The organism is Pseudomonas sp. HD6515 (genome assembly GCF_024971855.1).
GTDB classification, from domain to species: domain Bacteria; phylum Pseudomonadota; class Gammaproteobacteria; order Pseudomonadales; family Pseudomonadaceae; genus Aquipseudomonas; species Aquipseudomonas alloputida.
Map to the genome: position 1 here is coordinate 677115 of NZ_CP079827.1, position 18668 is coordinate 695782.

The 18668-nt window shown below is 63.0% G+C and carries 16 protein-coding genes and 5 tRNA genes; 10 read left to right on the forward strand and 11 right to left on the reverse strand.

Annotated features, from left to right (window positions below; all coding sequences use genetic code 11):
- Together KW568_RS03095 and thiO are read left to right on the forward strand one after the other, a co-directional pair.
- Positions 1-390 (forward strand): type IV pilin protein, encoded by a 390-nt coding sequence (locus tag KW568_RS03095; RefSeq protein WP_003247577.1) that lies wholly within the window; start codon positions 1-3, stop codon positions 388-390.
- A 54-nt stretch (positions 391-444) separates the two neighbouring features.
- On the forward strand, positions 445-1542 hold the full coding sequence (gene thiO, locus KW568_RS03100) for a glycine oxidase ThiO (protein ID WP_004577282.1): 1098 nt from the start codon (positions 445-447) through the stop codon (positions 1540-1542).
- A gap of 212 nt (positions 1543-1754) precedes the next feature.
- Here the strand turns inward: thiO and KW568_RS03105 are convergent, their stop codons facing one another.
- From KW568_RS03105 to KW568_RS03150, 10 genes are all read right to left on the reverse strand, one after another.
- A complete protein-coding gene (locus KW568_RS03105) occupies positions 1755-3164 on the reverse strand; it encodes an amidase (protein WP_004577281.1) in 1410 nt (469 codons plus the stop codon).
- A 1-nt stretch (position 3165) separates the two neighbouring features.
- Positions 3166-4443, reverse strand: coding sequence for a Zn-dependent hydrolase (locus tag KW568_RS03110; protein WP_004577280.1), 1278 nt, complete (start codon positions 4441-4443; stop codon positions 3166-3168).
- Positions 4444-4593: 150 nt separating this feature from the next.
- Positions 4594-5289, reverse strand: a complete 696-nt coding sequence (locus KW568_RS03115) for an ABC transporter ATP-binding protein (protein ID WP_004577279.1) — start codon at positions 5287-5289, stop codon at positions 4594-4596.
- Positions 5289-6041, reverse strand: coding sequence for an ABC transporter ATP-binding protein (locus KW568_RS03120; protein ID WP_004577278.1), 753 nt, complete (start codon positions 6039-6041; stop codon positions 5289-5291). Before KW568_RS03120 ends, KW568_RS03115 begins: the two co-directional genes overlap by 1 nt.
- Positions 6041-7060 carry a branched-chain amino acid ABC transporter permease gene (locus tag KW568_RS03125; RefSeq protein WP_004577277.1) on the reverse strand — a complete coding sequence of 340 codons (1020 nt, stop codon included), beginning with the start codon at positions 7058-7060 and terminating at the stop codon, positions 6041-6043. Before KW568_RS03125 ends, KW568_RS03120 begins: the two co-directional genes overlap by 1 nt.
- A gap of 1 nt (position 7061) precedes the next feature.
- Positions 7062-7922, reverse strand: coding sequence for a branched-chain amino acid ABC transporter permease (locus KW568_RS03130; protein ID WP_003247565.1), 861 nt, complete (start codon positions 7920-7922; stop codon positions 7062-7064).
- A gap of 65 nt (positions 7923-7987) precedes the next feature.
- A complete protein-coding gene (locus KW568_RS03135; protein ID WP_003247562.1) occupies positions 7988-9190 on the reverse strand; it encodes an ABC transporter substrate-binding protein in 1203 nt (400 codons plus the stop codon).
- A 90-nt stretch (positions 9191-9280) separates the two neighbouring features.
- The gene (locus KW568_RS03140) at positions 9281-10045 is read right to left on the reverse strand and encodes a FadR/GntR family transcriptional regulator (protein WP_003247561.1); all 765 of its coding nucleotides are present in this window, start codon (positions 10043-10045) and stop codon (positions 9281-9283) included.
- A gap of 221 nt (positions 10046-10266) precedes the next feature.
- Positions 10267-10497, reverse strand: coding sequence for a PP0621 family protein (locus KW568_RS03145; protein WP_003247559.1), 231 nt, complete (start codon positions 10495-10497; stop codon positions 10267-10269).
- A gap of 94 nt (positions 10498-10591) precedes the next feature.
- A complete protein-coding gene (locus KW568_RS03150) occupies positions 10592-11611 on the reverse strand; it encodes an outer membrane protein assembly factor BamD (protein ID WP_004577276.1) in 1020 nt (339 codons plus the stop codon).
- Positions 11612-11758: 147 nt separating this feature from the next.
- Between KW568_RS03150 and rluD the strand changes: the two genes are divergently transcribed.
- From rluD to KW568_RS03190, 8 genes are all read left to right on the forward strand, one after another.
- Positions 11759-12721, forward strand: a complete 963-nt coding sequence (gene rluD / locus KW568_RS03155) for a 23S rRNA pseudouridine(1911/1915/1917) synthase RluD (protein WP_003247554.1) — start codon at positions 11759-11761, stop codon at positions 12719-12721.
- On the forward strand, positions 12718-13458 hold the full coding sequence (gene pgeF, locus KW568_RS03160; protein WP_003247552.1) for a peptidoglycan editing factor PgeF: 741 nt from the start codon (positions 12718-12720) through the stop codon (positions 13456-13458). Before rluD ends, pgeF begins: the two co-directional genes overlap by 4 nt.
- 249 nt (positions 13459-13707) lie before the next feature.
- Positions 13708-16272 carry an ATP-dependent chaperone ClpB gene (clpB, locus tag KW568_RS03165; RefSeq protein ID WP_003247550.1) on the forward strand — a complete coding sequence of 855 codons (2565 nt, stop codon included), beginning with the start codon at positions 13708-13710 and terminating at the stop codon, positions 16270-16272.
- Between the two features lie 444 nt (positions 16273-16716).
- A tRNA-Asn gene (locus KW568_RS03170) sits at positions 16717-16792 on the forward strand.
- A 4-nt stretch (positions 16793-16796) separates the two neighbouring features.
- Positions 16797-16873 (forward strand) — tRNA-Pro (locus KW568_RS03175).
- A 6-nt stretch (positions 16874-16879) separates the two neighbouring features.
- Positions 16880-16955, forward strand: a tRNA-Lys gene (locus KW568_RS03180).
- A gap of 46 nt (positions 16956-17001) precedes the next feature.
- Positions 17002-17078: transfer RNA gene (locus KW568_RS03185), tRNA-Pro, on the forward strand.
- A 5-nt stretch (positions 17079-17083) separates the two neighbouring features.
- Positions 17084-17159 (forward strand) — tRNA-Lys (locus KW568_RS03190).
- Between the two features lie 191 nt (positions 17160-17350).
- On the opposite strand, the gene KW568_RS03195 is transcribed toward KW568_RS03190, so the two are convergent.
- Positions 17351-18646, reverse strand: coding sequence for an NAD(P)/FAD-dependent oxidoreductase (locus tag KW568_RS03195; protein WP_004577275.1), 1296 nt, complete (start codon positions 18644-18646; stop codon positions 17351-17353).
- Positions 18647-18668: the final 22 nt, after the last annotated feature.

The following is an 18668-nucleotide window of genomic DNA, read 5'->3' on the forward strand; positions in this document are numbered from 1 at the left end:
ATGCAGCAAGGCTTGAGCCTGATCGAGTTGTTGATTGTGCTGGCCGTGACCGGCATTCTGGCAGCCATTGCCTACCCCAGTTACAGCGACCAGCTTCGGCGAGCCGCGCGCAGTGAAGTGGTTGGCCTGCTGCACGACGCTGCCCTGCGCCTGGAGCGCCACCGCGTGCGCACTGGCCAATACGCCGAGGGCGACCTGGTCTTGCCCGAAGGTACCCGCTACTACAGCCTTCAGGCCCAGCGCGACAGTGACACCTTCACGCTGCGCGCCCGGCGGCTACCGCATGGGCTGATGGCGCAGGATGGCTGTGGCGATTTCCAGCTCGACCAGGCTGGCATGCAGCGCAATCCGGGTGCCGTTGAGCACAGCACGCACTGCTGGGGAAGCTGAAGGTTCAATGATGCCCGGTGCATCGCGGTTTTACTTCAGGTGTTGGATCGACAGATGAGCAAGCAAGTAGTGGTGGTCGGCGGCGGGGTGATCGGCCTGCTGACGGCATTCAACCTGGCGGCTAAGGTCGGCCAGGTGGTGGTGTGCGATCAGGGTGAGGTTGGCCGAGAGTCGTCCTGGGCTGGCGGAGGCATTGTCTCGCCGTTGTACCCGTGGCGCTACAGCGCCGCAGTGACCGCTCTGGCGCACTGGTCGCAGGACTTTTATCCACAGCTGGGCGAGCGTCTGTTCGCCAGCACTGGCGTCGACCCCGAAGTTCACACCACCGGGCTGTACTGGCTCGACCTGGACGACGAGGCTGAAGCGTTGGCCTGGGCCGCGCGCGAGCAGCGGCCGCTGAGTGCCGTGGATATTTCGGCGGCCTACGATGCGGTGCCGGTGCTGGGCCCGGGCTTCAAGCACGCCATCTACATGGCTGGCGTGGCCAATGTGCGCAACCCACGCTTGGTCAAGTCGCTGAAAGCGGCGTTGCTGGCGCTGCCAAACGTGACCTTGCGCGAACACTGCCAGATCACCGGCTTCGTGCAGGAAAAGGGGCGCGTGACCGGTGTACAGACGGCTGATGGCGTACTGGCGGCGGATGAGGTTGTGCTCAGTGCAGGCGCCTGGAGTGGCGACCTGTTGCGTACCCTTGGCCTTGAACTGCCGGTGGAGCCCGTGAAGGGCCAGATGATCCTGTTCAAGTGTGCTGAAGACTTCTTGCCGAGCATGGTGCTGGCCAAGGGACGTTATGCAATCCCGCGACGTGACGGGCACATTCTGGTGGGGAGCACGCTGGAACACGCCGGGTATGACAAGACGCCGACCGGGGATGCGCTGGAAAGCCTGAAGGCATCGGCGGTGGAGTTGTTGCCTGAGCTTGAAGGCGCCACAGTGGTGGCGCACTGGGCGGGGCTGCGACCGGGGTCGCCAGAAGGCATCCCTTACATTGGGCCTGTGCCAGGGCATGAAGGGTTGTGGCTGAACTGCGGGCATTATCGCAATGGGCTGGTGCTGGCGCCGGCTTCGTGCCAGCTGTTTACCGATTTGCTGACAGGGGCCGAGCCGATTATCGACCCGGCGCCGTATGCGCCAGAAGGGCGTTTGGGCTGAGGGCCTCTTCGCGGGTAAACCCGCTCCCACACGAGCGGGTTCACCCGCGAAAGGGCCGCAGAAGCCCATACAGATTTCAGCCAGTAATCGGTGCGTGTAGGAGCGGGTTCACCCGCGAAAGGGCCGCAGAGGCCCATACAGATTTCAGCCAGTAATCGGTGCGTGTAGGAGCGGGTTCACCCGCGAAAGGGCCACAGAGGCCCATACAGATTTCAGCCAGTAATCGGTGCTTGCAAGTGCCGGCTCGGATAATGCTGCTCATACACCTTGCACACCCGCAGCACTTGCTCATCGGCAAAGCGCCCGGCCACCACCTGCAGCCCCACCGGCAACCCTTCGCGGGTAAACCCGCAGGGCACCGAGGCTGCCGGCTGCTGGGTCAGGTTGAAGGGATAGCTGAACGGCGTCCACTCCATCCATTGCGCCATCCCCGACCCAGGCGGCACGTTGTGTCCGGCTTCGAACGCCACCAACGGCAGCATCGGCGACACCAGCACGTCATATCGCTGATGAAAGGCATTCATCTTCGCAATCAATTCTGCCCGTGCCTCTAGCGCCTGGGTGTATTCGCCAAGGCTGATCTGTGCGCCTTGTTCGGCAATCCAGCGCAGCCCCGGGTCAAGCAACGCTTTCTGCTCATCGCTCAAGGCACTGGCCAACCGCGCCGCACCGGCAAACCACAGGGTATTGAAGGTTTCCAGCGGGTCGCTGAAGCCCGGGTCCACTTCCTCTACCTGCGCACCCAACCGCACCAGGCGCTGCACCGCTTGCGCCACCAGTGCCTGGATCTGTGGGGCGACCTGCACGTAACCGAAGTTGGCGCTGTAGGCGATGCGTAGCCCACTCAGATCTTGCTGCTGGCTGAGCCAAGGCGCCTGCCGGCGTGCGCCGGCCAAACCGTCGCGGGCATCGGGGCGCGCTACGCAGTCAAGCATCAGCACCGAGTCGTCCACGGTACGCGTCATCGGCCCCAGGTGCGACAGCACGGTCATGGCGCTGGCCGGCCATTGCGGCACATAGCCGAAGGTCGGTTTGATGCCGAAGGTGCCGGTGAAGGCGCAAGGGATGCGAATCGAACCACCGGCATCGCTGCCCTGATGCAGCACCCCCAGGTTCAGCGCGGCGGCTGCCGCAGCACCACCAGACGAACCACCGGCAGTCAGCCTGGTATCCCAAGGGTTGCGGGTAATGCCGTACAGCGGGTTGTCGGTCACGCCTTTCCAGCCGAACTCCGGCGTGGTGGTCTTGCCCACCAGCACAGCACCGGCTTCACGCATGAAGGCGCTGAAGGGCGCATCGATTTCCCACGGCCCGGAACCCGAGGTAGTACGCGAGCCCTTGCGGGTAGGCATGCCGCGGGTCAGGGTCAGGTCCTTGATCGAGGCGGGTACGCCATCCAGTCGGCCACAGGGCTCGCCGCGCTGCCAGCGTTGTTCGCTGGCGCGGGCGGCGGCGCGGGCACCTTCGCCGTCGACATGGCAGTAGGCGTTGACCGCCGGGTTATGCAGGTCAATGCGCGCCAGCACATCGTCGACCACCTCGACGGGTGACAACTGGCGGCGCTGGTACAGTTCGAGCAGTTCGACGGCGGTGAGTTCGCCAATCGCGGTTTTCTGGGTCATTTCAACGGGCTCCCGGGTTGGCGGCCTGGAACATGGCGCGCAACAGGACGTCGCAACCATCGGCCAGGTCCTGGGGCGCGGCATTTTCGATTTCGTTGTGGCTGATGCCGCCTTCGCATGGCACGAAGATCATCCCGGCCGGGCCCAGCTCGGCGAGGAAGATTGCATCGTGACCGGCGCCGCTGACGATATCCATGTGGCTCAGGCCCAGCGCACGCGCCCCCTGGCGCACGGCATCCACGCACTGCTCGGCGAAGTACAGCGGCGGGAAGTCGGCTGTCGGGGTTAGCTGATAGCTCAGGCCATGTTTCGCCGTGCTGTTTTCGATGGCTGCGCGCACTTCGCTGACCATGGCGTCGAGGTGCCCAGGGTCGAGGTGGCGCAGGTCGATGGTCATGTGCACCTGGCCGGGGATGACGTTGCGCGAGCCTGGGTGCAAGGTCAGGCAGCCGACCGTGCCGCAGGCATGTGGCTGGTGCGCGTGAGCGACGCGGTTGACCGCAGCCACCACCTCGGCAGCGCCGACCAATGCGTCCTTGCGCAGGTGCATGGGCGTGGGGCCTGCATGCGCCTCGACGCCGGTAAGGGTCAGGTCGAACCATTTTTGCCCCAGGCAGCCCTGGACCACGCCGATGGTGGTGCGTTGGTCTTCCAGCACCGGGCCTTGCTCGATATGCGCTTCGAAGTAGGCGCCCACGGCATGCCCGGTGGGCACGCGCGGGCCGGCGTAGCCGATGCGTTGCAACTCAGCGCCGACCGACAGACCTTGGTCATCGACCTTGTCCAGGGTTTCCTGCAGGCCGAACTTACCGGCAAACACGCCCGAGCCCATCATGCAGGGCGGGAAGCGCGAACCTTCTTCGTTGGTCCATACCACCACTTCCAGCGGGGCTTCGGTGGTCAGGTGCAGGTCGTTGAGCGTGCGCATCACTTCGAGGCCGGCCATGACGCCGTAGCAGCCATCGAACTTGCCGCCGGTGGGTTGGGTATCGATGTGGCTGCCGGTCATCACTGGCGCCAGGGCAGGGTTACGGCCGGGGCGGCGGGCGAAGATGTTACCGATGGCGTCGATGCTGACGGTGCAGCCGGCTTCTTCGCACCAGCGCACGAACAGGTCGCGCGCCTGGCGGTCGAGGTCGGTCAGGGCCAGGCGGCACACGCCGCCCTTGGCGGTGGCGCCGAGTTGGGCCAGGTCCATCAATGATTGCCACAGGCGCTCGCGGCTGACCAACGGGCCTTGGCCGAGCAGGTGCTGCGAGGGATCGATGCGGGTGTTCATGGTTCATCTCTCCTGAAATTACTGGGTGGCTTGTACCGGCCTATTCGCGGGTGAACCCGCTCCTACAAAGGCCTCGCAGGGCTGGGGGGGGACACCTTTGTAGGCGCGGGTTTGCCCGCGAAAGGGCCGGTACAGGTAAGCACGGTCGGGTCAGGCGCTAAGGGCCAGGTAACGGTTCTTGATGCTCGGGTCCTCGCGGAACTGCGCTGCACTGCCTTGGTAAGCGACGCGGCCCTGCTCCAGCACATAGTGGCGATCAGCAAGGGCATCGCAGACCATCAGGTTCTGCTCTACCAGCAGGATCGACAGCCCTTCGTCCTTGATCCGTCGCAGGATCTTCACCAGTTCATCGACAATCACCGGGGCCAGGCCTTCGGTGGGCTCGTCGAGGATCAGCAGCCTGGGGCCGTTGAGCAGGGCGCGGGCGATGGCGAGCATCTGTTGCTCGCCACCGGACAGGGCAAAACCACCGTTGCGGCGACGCTCCTGCAGGCGCGGGAACATGCTGTACACGTCCTCCAACTGCCAGCGGCTGGTCTTGCGCACGGCAATCTTCAGGTTCTCCTCGACGCTGAGCTGGCGAAAGATGCCGCGGTGCTCCGGCACCAGGGCAATGCCCTGCCGGGCGATATCGAAGATTTCGCGGCCGACCAGTTGCTGGCCGTTGAAGCTGATCTGCCCCTGCCGTGGGCGGACGATGCCAAGGATGCTGCGCAAGGTGGTGGTCTTGCCTGCGCCGTTGCGCCCCAGCAGCGTTACCAGTTCGCCAGCCTCAACCTTGAGCGAGACACCTTCGAGCACATGGCTCTTGTCGTAGTAGGAATGGATCGAATCGACGTTGAGCATCAGGCGGCCTCTCCAAGGTAGGCGGTGCGTACGCGCTCGTCGTTGCGCACCTGTTCAGGGGTACCCTCGACCAGGATCTGGCCGTGACTCATCACCGTGATGCGCTGGCTGATCGACATGACAATGCTCATGTTGTGCTCGATCAGTAGCACGGTATGGTCGCGGCCAAGGTCGCTGATCAGGTCGGTCATCACCGGGATGTCGTCGATGCCCATGCCCGAAGTGGGTTCGTCGAGCATCAGCAGGGAGGGCTTGGCGCAGATCGACATGCCCACTTCCAGCACCCTTTGCTGGCCGTGCGACAGCTCGCCCGCCAGTGTTTCGGCACGGGCGCTCAGTTTCAGGCGCTCCAGCACCTGGTCGGCGGTGTTCCAGTGGCTGCGCTTGTGCTCGACGCTGCGCCAGAAGTTCAGCGCGCCCAGGCCATCACGGCCTTGGGCTGCCAGGCGCAGGTTCTCGCGCACTGAAAGGTTCTGGAACAGGCTGGTGAGCTGAAACGAACGCGCCATGCCAAGTGCCACCCGCCCGTGGGACGGCTTGCGAATGATGTCCTGGCCATTGAACAGGATCTTGCCGGCAGTGGCCTGACGTTCGCCGGTCAGGCAGTGGAACAGGCTGGTCTTGCCGGCGCCGTTGGGGCCGATAATGGTGTGGATGGTGCCGGCTCGCACTTTGAGGTCAATGCCCGCGACCGCTTTGAACGGCCCATAGGCCAGCTCCAGGTCGCGGGTTTCCAGGAGGTAGTCGCTCATCACAGGGTCTCCTTGGTCTTGGCCTGGGGTTTGTCATCGGCATTGCGGGTGGCCAGCAGGCGCTTGCCCAGTTCGGTCAGGCCGCCCCACAGGCCGCCACGCATGAACACCACCACCAGAATCAGGATCACCCCCAGCAGCATCAGCCAGCGTGGCCAAAGTTCCGACAGCACGTCACCCAGCAGCACGATGGCGCCGGCCCCCAGCAGCGAGCCGAACAGTGAGCCGGTGCCGCCGACGATGGTCATGATCAGGATGTTCTCGCTCATCATCAGGTCGATGTTCGACAGCGGCGCAAAGTGCAGCAGCATGGCGTACAGCGCCCCGGCGATGCCGGTGATGGCGCCCGACAGCATGAACACCAGAATCTTGAAATGGCGGGTGTCGTAGCCGATGGCGGCGGCGCGGGTCTCGTTCTCACGGATAGCCAGCAGGGTGCTGCCGAATGGCGAACGGATCACCCGCAGGGCTGCGGCGAAGATCAACAGGAACAGCACCGCGACGAACACATAGAAGTGCCGCGGATCGGCCAGGTCGACCAGCACATGGCCGGCGATTTCGATATTCGGCCGTGGCACATCAAGCAGGCCGTTGTCACCGCCGGTCCAGCCGCTGAGGGTATAGGCCAGGAAGTAGGCCATCTGGCTGAAGGCCAGGGTCAGCATGACGAAGTAGATGCCCGTGCGACGGATCGCCAGTGCGCCCACCAGCAGCGCGAGGAAGGCGCCGAACACAGCTCCGCCAAGCAGCGCGGCGAACATGCCCCACTGCAGGTGGATCATCAGCAGCGCTGCGCCATAGGCGCCCACGCCAAAGAAGATGCCCTGGCCGAACGACAGCAGTCCGGTGTAGCCGAGCAGCAGGTTGCAGGCCAGTGCGGCCATGGCAAAGATCAGGATCTCGGTGGCCAGGGTGGCCGAGGGCAGCAACAGCGGCAGCGCCACCAGGCTGGCAACTACCAGCGACAGCAGCGCCGGGGCGCGGCCCTTGGCGACTGGCAATGGGTTTTTCTCGCTCATCTCAGGCTCTCCCGAACAGGCCGTAGGGACGGACCAGAATCACTGCTGCCATGGCGCCATAGATCATCAGGCTGGCGCCTTGCGGCCAGAGACTGGTCATCATGCTTTGCACCACACCCACCAGCAGGCCGCCAACCAGCGCCCCGCCGAACGACCCCATGCCGCCAATCACCACCACCACGAAGGCAATGCCGAGGATTTCCGGGCCGACGAAGGGCTGGGCGCCCCGTAGCGGCGCAAACAGCACACCCGCCACACCTGCCAGGCCCACGCCCAGGGCGAATGTCAGGGAGAACAGGCGGAAAATGTTGGTGCCCAACAGCGACACGGTCTCGGTGCTTTCGCTACCGGCCCGCACCAGTGCGCCGAAACGGGTGCGTTCCAGCAGCAGCCACAGGCCAATACCGATCAGCGCTGCGAAGCCGATCAGGAACAAGCGGTAGTAGGGGTAGATGAAGTCGCCAAGTATCAGCACCCCGCGCAGTTCAGGTGGTACGGCAATGTTCTTGCCCACCGGGCCCCAGATCAGCACCGACGCTTCCTGGATGATCAGCGCGATGCCGAGGGTGACGAGGATCTGGAAGGTGTGCGGCAGGTGGTAGATGCGTTTGATCAACAGGCGCTCGACCGCCCAGGCCAGCGCGGCCACCACCAGTGGCGCAATCAGCAGCGCCAGCCAGAAGTTGCCGGTGACGGCCACGGCGGTGTAGCACAGGTAGGCGCCCAGCAAGAAAAACGCGCCGTGGGCGAAGTTGACGAAGTTGAGCAGGCCGAAAATGATCGTCAGGCCCACGGCGATGAGGAAGTAGATCATCCCCAGGCCCAGGCCGTTGAGCAGTTGGAACAGGTACAAATCGAGCATGAGCGTGCCCTCGACAGCGCGCCGGGCGGCTGCCTGTACAAGTGTTTGTGACTAACGCCGCAGCTTCAGGCCAGGGCGCAACCGGTGTGATCGACCTCGACGAACGAGCGGCCCGAACTGATGACTTCGGCCAGGTCGTCCTCGTCGCGCATCTGCCCCTGGGGCTTGCCGCGCAGCAGGTAGTAATCCTTGAGCACCTGGTGGTCACCCGGGCGGATCAGTTCTTCGCCGGTCGGGCCCTGGAAGCGCATGCCCTGCAATGCCGCAGACACGGCGGCCCCGTCCAGGCTGCCGGCCTTGACGATGGCCTCGAGCATCACCTTGGTGCCGATGTAGTCGGCGGCCAGCGGGTAGTTGGGGTTGATGCCATAGGCCTTGCGGGTGGCGGCGACCAACTGTTTGTTCAGCGGGGTGTCGACCTGGTGCCAGTACTGCGCACCCAGGTACACGCCCTCGAGCACGTCGCTGCCCAGCTCCTGGAACTGGTCGAGGCCGGCAGACCACACCATCAGCACTTTCATGCGGTCCTTGATGCCGAAGTTGACCGCCTGGCGCAGGGCGTTGGAGGCCTGGCTACCGAAGTTGAGCAGCACCAGCACGTCGGGCTTGGCGGCGATGGCGTTGGTCAGGTAGCCGGAAAATTCCTGCTCCTGCAGCGAGTGGTAGCTGTTGCCGATGTGTTCCACGCCGAGCTCGGCGAACACTTTGCGGGCGTTGTCCAGCAGGGCATCGCCGAATACATATTGCGGGGTGATGGTGTACCAGCGCTTGGCCTGGGGCAGCTGGCGGCTCATCGGCACCAGGGTTTCGCGGATGGCACCATAGGTGGGCACCGACCAGCGGAAGGTTGAGGCATTGCAGTCCTTGCCGGTGATTTCATCGGCGCCCACAGGCGTCATGAACACGCCGCCGGCTTTGTGGATTTCCTTGGACACCGCCAGTGCCGAAGACGACAGGGTGCACCCCTGGAAGAAGCGTGCGCCATCCTGGCCGATGGCTTCCTGCACCTTGCGCACCGCCTTGCCGGCGTTGCCTTCGGTGTCGATGACTTTGTACTTGAGCGGGTGGCCGAGCAACTGCGGATGCTCGGCGATGGCCAGGCGCGAGCCCATGTCGGCGTACTTGCCGTAGCTGGCGAAGGCGCCCGACATGGACTTGAGCCCATAGAAGGTCAGCGGTTGGTCGGCGAATGCCCGGTGTGCCCCCAAGGGGAGGCTACCTAAGGCACCCAGGGCAAGGCCTGCCTTGAGCAGGGTACGTCTTTGCATGAGTAACTCCTTGTTTGTGGTTATTAGGCAGGAGTGGCAATGACAAAGCGGGTACGGCCGGGCCTGTGTGCAGGCCTCTTTACAGGCGCATCAGTGGTGGTGATCGAACTCCAGCAGGAAGTTACGGGCAACCTCGCCTTCCAGCGCGGTCATATGGTGCTCGGCGTCGCACATGTGTTCGTGCATCAGCCGGCGTACGGCGGGTTCGTCGCTGGCGCGCAAGGCGGTCAGCAGTTGCTTGTGGTAGTCGATGTTGGCGGCGGCGAACTGCTGGCGCTTGGGCAGGTAGGCCTTTTTCAGCACCACCAGGTCGCGCAGCAGGTCGTTGAGGAACACCGCCATGAAACGCAGCAACGGGTTGGGGCAGCGGTCGGCCAGCAGGGTGTGGAATTCAAGCTCCGCCAAGCGCTGCTCACGCTGGCCTTCTTCGCTGTCTTCCGGCGCGCTGCAGAAGTCGATGTTGGCCTGCAGCGCGGCATAATCGGCCTCGCTCAGCTTGCCCATCACCGACACCGCCAGTTCTACCTCGATGACTTTGCGCAGCTGGTACACCTGTTCGCCGTCCAGGTGCTGGAAATGCAGGTAGTTGCGCAGCGCGCGGCTGGCTGGCTCGGTGCCCACTTCGTTCAGGTAGGCGCCCCCGGTCGGGCCGGTGCGGGTGCTGACCAGGCCTTCGACTTCGAGCGCCTTGAGCGCTTCGCGGGCGGTGCCCTTGGAACATTCGAAATGCTCCATCAGCTCACGTTCGGTGGGCAGGCGGTCGCCGGGGTGCAGCGCTTCGGTGACGATCGAGCGCTTGACTGATTCGACGATCACATCGGACAGCTTCTGGCGCTTGCGTTTGGGTTTGAGCATTTCGCTATTTTTCATATTTATGCGGATAAATAGGATTTAGCGAGTTTTGCCCAGGCGGGTCAATGCTGGCGGTGGGGAGGGGTCGTAAATGGTGTGAAAGGGTCGGGGAGGGATATGTGGGGAGGGGCTGTAAGGGGGGGCCGCGAATGCTGCAGTGGCGCTACTGACGCATTCGCGGGTGAACCCGCTCCTACACAGGGGGGGCTGGGTGTACCCGGGGATCAGCCCTTGTGGCCAGGGCCCTGCTGCAGGTGGGCCTGGCTGCAATACCACTCATTACCCTGCTGCAGCGCCCGGTCGTTGGGCAGGTGCACGCCGCAATGGGCACAGCGCACCATCTTCAGCGGCGCATCCAGCTTCGCCTCGGGGTGCGACTGCTGGCTGACTTTGAACTTGCGCCACAGCCAGAACGCGGCGGCGATCAGGGCGATCCAGAAAAGTAGGCGAACCATGGTGTCCAGCTTGTCGATTGAAGAAGCCAACAGTCTAGGACGCGGCCAATAAAAAAGGGAGGCCCAAGGCCTCCCTTTCATTCACCGCTGAAGGTCAGTCGAACAGACCAAAGGTCATGTAGCTGAACCAGGAACGGTCTTTCTCGGCTTCTTTCGGGCCTTCCGGCACGATCGGGTCGCCGTTCTCGTCTTTAGGCAGCAGCTCTCGCGGCATCTCGTCGCGCGCGTCCTGGAACTGCTTGACCACGTCCTGGTTGGCGCGGGTTTCGCCTGGCGGCAGCGGAGTATCGGTTTCGATCAGGCCCAAGGTGGCCTTGGACAGCCAGCCGCGGCCGTCAGACTCGGTCTGCTTGGGCTGGAACTCGCCATCGACCAGGCTCGGGTGGTCCGGGTAGTTGAGCTTGAGGGTTTCCAGGCTCGTGGCGGCCAGTTCGTCCAGGTGCAGCTTCTGGTACGACTCGACCATCACCGCCAGGCCGTCACCGACGGACGGGGTTTCCTGGAAGTTTTCGACCACGTAGCGGCCACGGTTGGCAGCCGCTACATAAGCCTGGCGGCTCAGGTAGTAGTCGGCCACGTGGATTTCGTACGAAGCCAGCAGGTTGCGCAGGTAGATCATGCGCTGCTTGGCGTCTGGCGCGTAGCGGCTGTTGGGGAAGCGGCTGGTCAGCTGGGCGAACTCGTTGTACGAGTCGCGGGCGGCGCCCGGGTCACGCTTGGTCATGTCCAGCGGCAGGAAGCGCGCCAGCAGGCCACGGTCCTGGTCGAACGAGGTCAGGCCCTTGAGGTAGTAGGCGTAATCGACGTTCGGGTGCTGCGGGTGCAGGCGGATGAAGCGCTCGGCGGCCGACTTGGCGGCCTCGGGCTCGGAATTCTTGTAGTTGGCGTAGATCAGCTCGAGCTGCGCCTGATCGGCATAGCGGCCGAACGGGTAGCGCGACTCCAGGGCCTTGAGCTTGTTCACGGCGCTGGTGTAGCTGGAGTTGTCCAGATCAGCCTGGGCCTGCTGGTACAGTTCGGCCTCGCTGAGGTTCTCGTCAATGACCTCTTTATTAGAGGAACAGGCCGCGGTAAGCCCGAGGATGGCGATCAGCAGCAGGTGTTTCACTCGCATGGCGGCTTGCGTCCCTTTGACGGCCGCTGTCTTGGGCGGTGCCGTCCTGTTATGATGAGCGCCCCGGCCAACCCCGGGACAAAAGAAGCCGTATTTAACCACAAGCTCGCAGCCGAAACCAAAGGCTGTGCGCCCGCCGAATCGAGCATGTCCGAGATCATTCAACTTAGCGCAGAGGTACCGTCCGAACTGGGCGGCCAACGCCTCGACCAGGTCGCCGCCCAATTGTTCGCCGAGTACTCGCGTTCGCGGCTAACTTCGTGGATCAAAGAGGGCCGCCTGACGGTCGATGGTGCAGTCGTGCGCCCTCGAGACCTTGTTCATGGTGGCTCTCTGCTTGCCCTGGAGGCCGAACAAGAGGCCCAGGGCGAGTGGATCGCAGAAGATATCGAACTGGATATCGTCTACGAAGACGACCACATCCTGGTGATCAACAAGCCTGCCGGGCTGGTTGTGCACCCGGCGGCCGGGCATGCCAGCGGCACCCTGCTCAACGCGCTGCTGCACCATGTGCCAGACATCGTCAACGTGCCGCGCGCCGGTATCGTGCACCGCCTGGACAAGGACACCACCGGCCTGATGGTGGTGGCCAAGACCCTGCAGGCGCAGACCAAGCTGGTCGAGCAGATGCAGGCCCGCAAGGTCAGCCGCATCTACGAGTGCATCGTGATTGGCGTGGTGACTGCCGGTGGCAAGATCGACGCGCCCATCGGTCGTCATGGCGGCATGCGCCAGCGCATGGCTGTAACCGACGGCGGCAAGCCGGCGGTCAGCCACTACCGCGTACTCAAGCGCTTCCGCTCGCACACCCATGTGCGGGTCAAGCTGGAAACCGGCCGTACCCACCAGATTCGCGTGCACATGGCCCACGTGGGTTTCCCGCTGGTTGGCGACCAGACGTACGGCGGGCGCTTCCGTATTCCGCCCGCTGCCAGCCCGACCATGGTCGAGGCGGTCAAGACCTTCCCGCGCCAGGCGCTGCATGCGCGTTTCCTCGCCTTGGCCCACCCGATTACCGGTGAAGTCATGAAGTGGGAATCGCCACTGCCGGATGACTTCGTCTGGTTGCTGTCGCTGCTGAACCAGGACCGCGAGAGCTTCATCGGATGAGTGACCTGACGCAGGCGTTGCTGTTCCCCGACTGGCCGGCCCCGGCCTCGGTACGCGCCTGTGTCACCACCCGTCAGGGCGGCGTCAGCCTGCCGCCTTACGAAACCTTCAACCTCGGCGACCATGTTGGGGATGACCCTGCCGCGGTCGCCGAGAACCGCCGCCGCCTGAGCGAACAGTTCACCATCCAACCGGCCTGGCTCAAGCAGGTGCATGGGCGGGTGGTGGCGGATGCCGACCCGGCGGTGGTCGCCGAGGCCGATGCCAGCTGGACCCACCAGCCTGGCATTGCCTGCACCGTGATGACCGCCGATTGCCTGCCTGCGCTGTTCTGCGACCGTGCCGGCACCCGCGTGGCGGCGGCACATGCGGGCTGGCGCGGGCTGGCGGGTGGCGTGCTGGAAGCCACGCTGGACCGGCTGGCGCTGCCGCCAGAAGAGGTGCTGGTGTGGTTGGGGCCTGCCATCGGCCCGCAAGCGTTCGAAGTGGGGCTGGAAGTGCGTGATGCCTTTACCGCCGTGCACCCGCAAGCAGCTCGGGCATTCGTCGACGGCGAACGGCCAGGCAAGCTGTTGGCGGATATCTATGAGCTGGCGCGTATTCGCCTGGCTGCCCGTGGCGTGACTGCTGTTTATGGCGGTGGTTTGTGCACGGTCAGTGATGCGCGGTTCTTCTCCTATCGCCGTACCCCGCAGGGTGGGCGTTTTGCATCGTTGGTCTGGCTGGACCCGCGCTAGCCTGTACCGGCCTCTTCGCTGGCACGCCCGCTCCTACAGTGATTCTGCAAACATTGAAACCGGTGGTGTACCTGTGGGGGCGAGCATGCCCGCGAATGGCCCCCGTTAATCCAACAGGTTGACTTTGGTCAACCCCGCTACGCTTGAATCTTCCAGAATCAGCCTTATCTATAAAGTCATCTCAGGCAGGTTTCTTTATAAACAGGCGCTGTCCATCGCTCCGACCTGCCCTTTAAAGGAAGGTACACCATGCGAATAGACCGTTTAACCAGCAAGCTGCAACTTGCAATATCCGATGCCCAATCTTTGGCCGTTGGCATGGACCACCCTGCCATAGAGCCCGTGCACCTGTTACAGGCGCTGCTCGAACAGCAGGGCGGCTCCATCAAACCGCTGCTGATGCAGGTAGGCTTCGACATCAATGGCCTGCGCCAGGGGCTGGTGAAAGAGCTCGACCAACTGCCAAAAATACAGAACCCTACCGGCGACGTGAACATGTCGCAGGACTTGGCACGCCTGCTTAACCAGGCAGACCGCCTGGCACAGCAGAAGGGCGACCAGTTCATTTCCAGCGAGCTTGTGCTGTTGGCCGCCATGGACGAAAACAGCAAGCTCGGCAAGCTGCTGCTGAGCCAAGGCGTGAGCAAGAAAGCGCTGGAAAATGCCATCAACAACCTGCGTGGCGGCGCGGCAGTGAATGACGCCAACGCCGAGGAATCGCGCCAGGCGCTGGACAAATACACCGTCGACCTGACCAAGCGTGCCGAAGAGGGCAAGCTGGACCCGGTCATTGGCCGTGACGATGAAATCCGCCGAACCGTGCAGGTGCTGCAACGCCGTACCAAGAACAACCCGGTGCTGATCGGTGAGCCTGGCGTGGGTAAAACCGCCATCGCCGAAGGCCTGGCCCAGCGCATCATCAATGGTGAAGTGCCCGACGGCCTCAAAGGCAAGCGCCTGCTGGCGCTGGACATGGGCGCGCTGATTGCCGGTGCCAAGTACCGCGGTGAGTTCGAAGAGCGCTTGAAAAGCCTGCTGAACGAACTGTCCAAGCAGGAAGGCCAGATCATCCTGTTCATCGACGAACTGCACACCATGGTCGGCGCCGGCAAAGGCGAGGGTGCCATGGACGCCGGCAACATGCTCAAGCCGGCTCTGGCCCGCGGCGAGCTGCATTGCGTAGGTGCCACCACGCTGAACGAGTACCGCCAGTTCATCGAAAAGGACGCCGCCCTGGAGCGCCGCTTCCAGAAGGTGCTGGTCGAGGAGCCGAGCGAGGAAGACACCATCGCCATCCTGCGTGGCTTGAAAGAGCGCTATGAAGTGCACCACAAGGTGGCCATCACCGACGGTGCAATCATCGCTGCGGCCAAGCTCAGCCACCGCTACATTACCGACCGCCAGCTGCCGGACAAGGCCATTGACCTGATCGACGAAGCGGCCAGCCGCATCCGCATGGAGATTGACTCCAAGCCAGAAGTGCTCGACCGCCTTGATCGCCGCCTGATCCAGCTGAAGGTGGAGTCGCAGGCGCTGAAGAAAGAAGAAGACGAAGCGGCGAAAAAGCGCCTAGAGAAGCTGACCGAGGAAATCGAGCGGCTGGAGCGTGAGTATTCCGACCTGGAAGAAATCTGGGCTTCGGAGAAAGCTGAAGTGCAGGGCTCGGCGCAGATCCAGCAAAAGATCGAGCAGTCTCGCCAGGAGCTGGAAGCCGCCCGTCGCAAAGGCGACCTGAACCGCATGGCCGAACTGCAGTACGGGGTGATCCCGGACCTGGAGCGCAGCCTGCAGATGGTCGACCAGCACGGCAAGACCGAAAACCAGTTGCTGCGCAACAAGGTCACCGAGGAAGAAATTGCCGAAGTGGTGTCGAAGTGGACCGGCATTCCTGTGGCCAAGATGCTCGAAGGCGAGCGTGAGAAGCTGCTGAAGATGGAAGAGCTGCTGCACCAGCGCGTGATTGGCCAGAGCGAGGCGGTAACCGCCGTAGCCAACGCCGTACGCCGCTCGCGTGCCGGCCTGTCCGACCCGAACCGGCCAAGTGGTTCGTTCCTGTTCCTCGGCCCGACCGGTGTGGGCAAGACCGAACTGTGCAAGGCGCTGGCCGAGTTCCTGTTCGACACCGAAGAGGCGATGGTGCGCATCGACATGTCCGAATTCATGGAGAAGCACTCCGTAGCGCGCCTGATCGGTGCACCGCCAGGCTATGTAGGGTATGAAGAGGGCGGTTACCTGACCGAGGCTGTGCGGCGCAAGCCTTACTCGGTGGTGCTGCTGGACGAGGTGGAAAAAGCCCACCCGGATGTGTTTAACGTGCTGCTGCAGGTGCTGGAAGACGGCCGCCTGACTGACAGCCACGGGCGCACCGTGGACTTCCGCAACACCGTGATCGTGATGACCTCCAACCTGGGCTCGGCGCAGATTCAGGAACTGGTGGGTGACCGCGAGGCACAGCGTGCGGCAGTGATGGATGCGGTGGGGGCGCACTTCCGTCCGGAGTTCATCAACCGCATCGACGAAGTGGTGGTGTTCGAGCCATTGGGCCGCGAGCAGATTGCCGGTATTACCGAAATCCAACTCGGCCGCCTGCGCAGCCGCCTGCTGGAGCGCGAACTGTCGCTGAGCCTGAGCCCAGAGGCGTTGGACAAGCTGATTGCTGTGGGTTACGACCCGGTGTACGGCGCACGGCCGCTGAAGCGGGCGATCCAGCGCTGGATCGAGAACCCGCTGGCGCAGCTGATTCTGGCCGGCAAGTTCCTGCCCGGTACGGCGATCACCGCCAAGGTGGAAGGCGACGAAATCGTCTTCGGCTGATTGTGTTGCACCATGAGCCCCGCGTTTGCGGGGCTTTTTTCTGCCTGTTGCCCATGTCGGCCCCTTCGCGGCCAACCCTGCGCAGATTTTTGCAGGCTAGGCAGCCCCTCGTAGGCGCGGGTTTAGCCGTGAAAGGGCCGGCACAGCCCAGCTATTTCGGGCCTTTGCGCCAATCTTGGATAACCGCCTGAAATTTTTGAAATTTTTGCTTGCATCAAATTTAGAGTGCCCCTAATATACGCCGCGTTGTCAGGCACTAAGCGAATCACCAGCAACATCAGTGATCGCAAAACAACTTACAAATCAGTAAGTTGAATGAAAAAAAGTGGTTGACAAGCAAAACGAAGAATGTAGAATAGCCGGCCTCAGCAGCGACAACGCGAAAGCGAAGAAGCTAAAGAGTCCGAAGCGAACACAGTCTTCGGAGTTGTACCGAAGTTCAGTTCCGCGATAGCTCAGTCGGTAGAGCAAATGACTGTTAATCATTGGGTCCCTGGTTCGAGTCCAGGTCGCGGAGCCAATCTCGGGGTGTAGCGCAGTCCGGTAGCGCGCCTGCTTTGGGAGCAGGATGTCAGGAGTTCGAATCCCCTCACCCCGACCATTTTCCGGGTCGTTAGCTCAGTTGGTAGAGCAGTTGGCTTTTAACCAATTGGTCGTAGGTTCGAATCCTACACGACCCACCATGTAGAAAAGGGCATCTCAAAGAGATGCCCTTTTTTTTGAAACACTCGGGGTGTAGCGCAGTCCGGTAGCGCGCCTGCTTTGGGAGCAGGATGTCAGGAGTTCGAATCCCCTCACCCCGACCATTTTTGGGTCGTTAGCTCAGTTGGTAGAGCAGTTGGCTTTTAACCAATTGGTCGTAGGTTCGAATCCTACACGACCCACCATGAACAAAGGGCATCTCGCATGAGATGCCCTTTTTCTTTTGCCCCGAAAAATGCGCCCATCGGTGCAAATCCCACCTGCATCTATTTGCCACACCGCCCCTTTGTAGGAGCGGGTTCACCCGCGAATGCGGCAGTGCAGCCACCATCGCATTCACAGGTAAACCCGCGCCTACAGGGCATGGGGGCGCCTGTTAGTGCAACTTCAGGCGCGGCTCGGTACCCCGGCCAATCTTGCTGCCCAGCATCATCAACGCCGTGCGGAAGAACCCGTACAGCGCCATCTGGTGCATGCGGTACAGCGACACATAGAACATCCGCGCCAGCCAGCCTTCCAGCTTCACGCTGCCCATCAGGTTACCCATCAGGTTGCCCACCGCCGAGAAGCGCGACAGCGACACCAGCGAGCCATAGTCCTTGTACTCGTAAGTCGGCAGGGCCTTGTTCTCCAGGCGCGCCTTCAGGCTTTGCGCCAGCATCGAAGCCTGCTGGTGCGCCGCCTGTGCGCGCGGCGGCACGTTACGGTCGCTGCCAGGTTGCGGGCAGGCGGCGCAGTCACCGAAGGCGAAGATGTTGTCGTCGCGGGTGGTTTGCAGGGTAGGGCGCACGACCAGCTGGTTGATGCGGTTGGTTTCCAGGCCATCGATGTCCTTGAGGAAACCTGGCGCGCGGATACCGGCTGCCCACACCTTCAGGCTGGCCTGGATCACTTCACCGTCCTTGGTTTTCAGGCCGTCCTCGGTCACTTCACTGACTGCGGCGTTGGTCATCACCTTCACACCGAGTTTTTCCAGGGTTTTGTGAACCGGTACGCTGATGCGCTCCGGCAGCGCCGGCAGAACGCGCGGGCCCGCCTCGATAAGGGTGATGTGCATGTCCTTGGGCTGGATGCGGTCCAGGCCATAGGCCGCCAGCTCGTGGGCAGCGTGGTGCAACTCGGCCGCCAGCTCTACACCGGTGGCACCGGCGCCGACAATGGCCACGCTGATTTTCTCGCTGGCCACGTCGCCGGCGTGGGCACGCAGGTAGTGGTTCAGCAGTTGCTGGTGGAAACGCTCGGCCTGCTTGCGGGTATCCAGGAACAGGCAGTGCTGCGCTGCGCCCAGGGTGCCGAAGTCGTTGGTGTTGGAGCCCACGGCAATCACCAGGGTGTCGTAGCTCAGGGTGCGCGCAGGCAGTAGCTCGCGGCCCTCTTCGTCGAGGGTGGCAGCCAGTTGAATCTGCTTGCCTTCACGGTCCAGGCCGCTCATGCGCCCCAGCTGGAAATTGAAGTGGTTCCACTTGGCCTGAGCCACGTAGTTCAGTTCGTCTTCCGAGGAGTTCAGCGAGCCGGCGGCCACTTCGTGCAGCAGTGGCTTCCAGATGTGCGTGAGGTTGGTGTCCACCAAGGTGATTTCGGCCTGCTTGCGCTTGCCCAGGCTTTTACCCAGGCGGGTCGCCAGTTCCAGGCCGCCGGCGCCGCCGCCGACAATCACGATGCGATGAGTCATGGGAATATCTCATAAGGTTTAC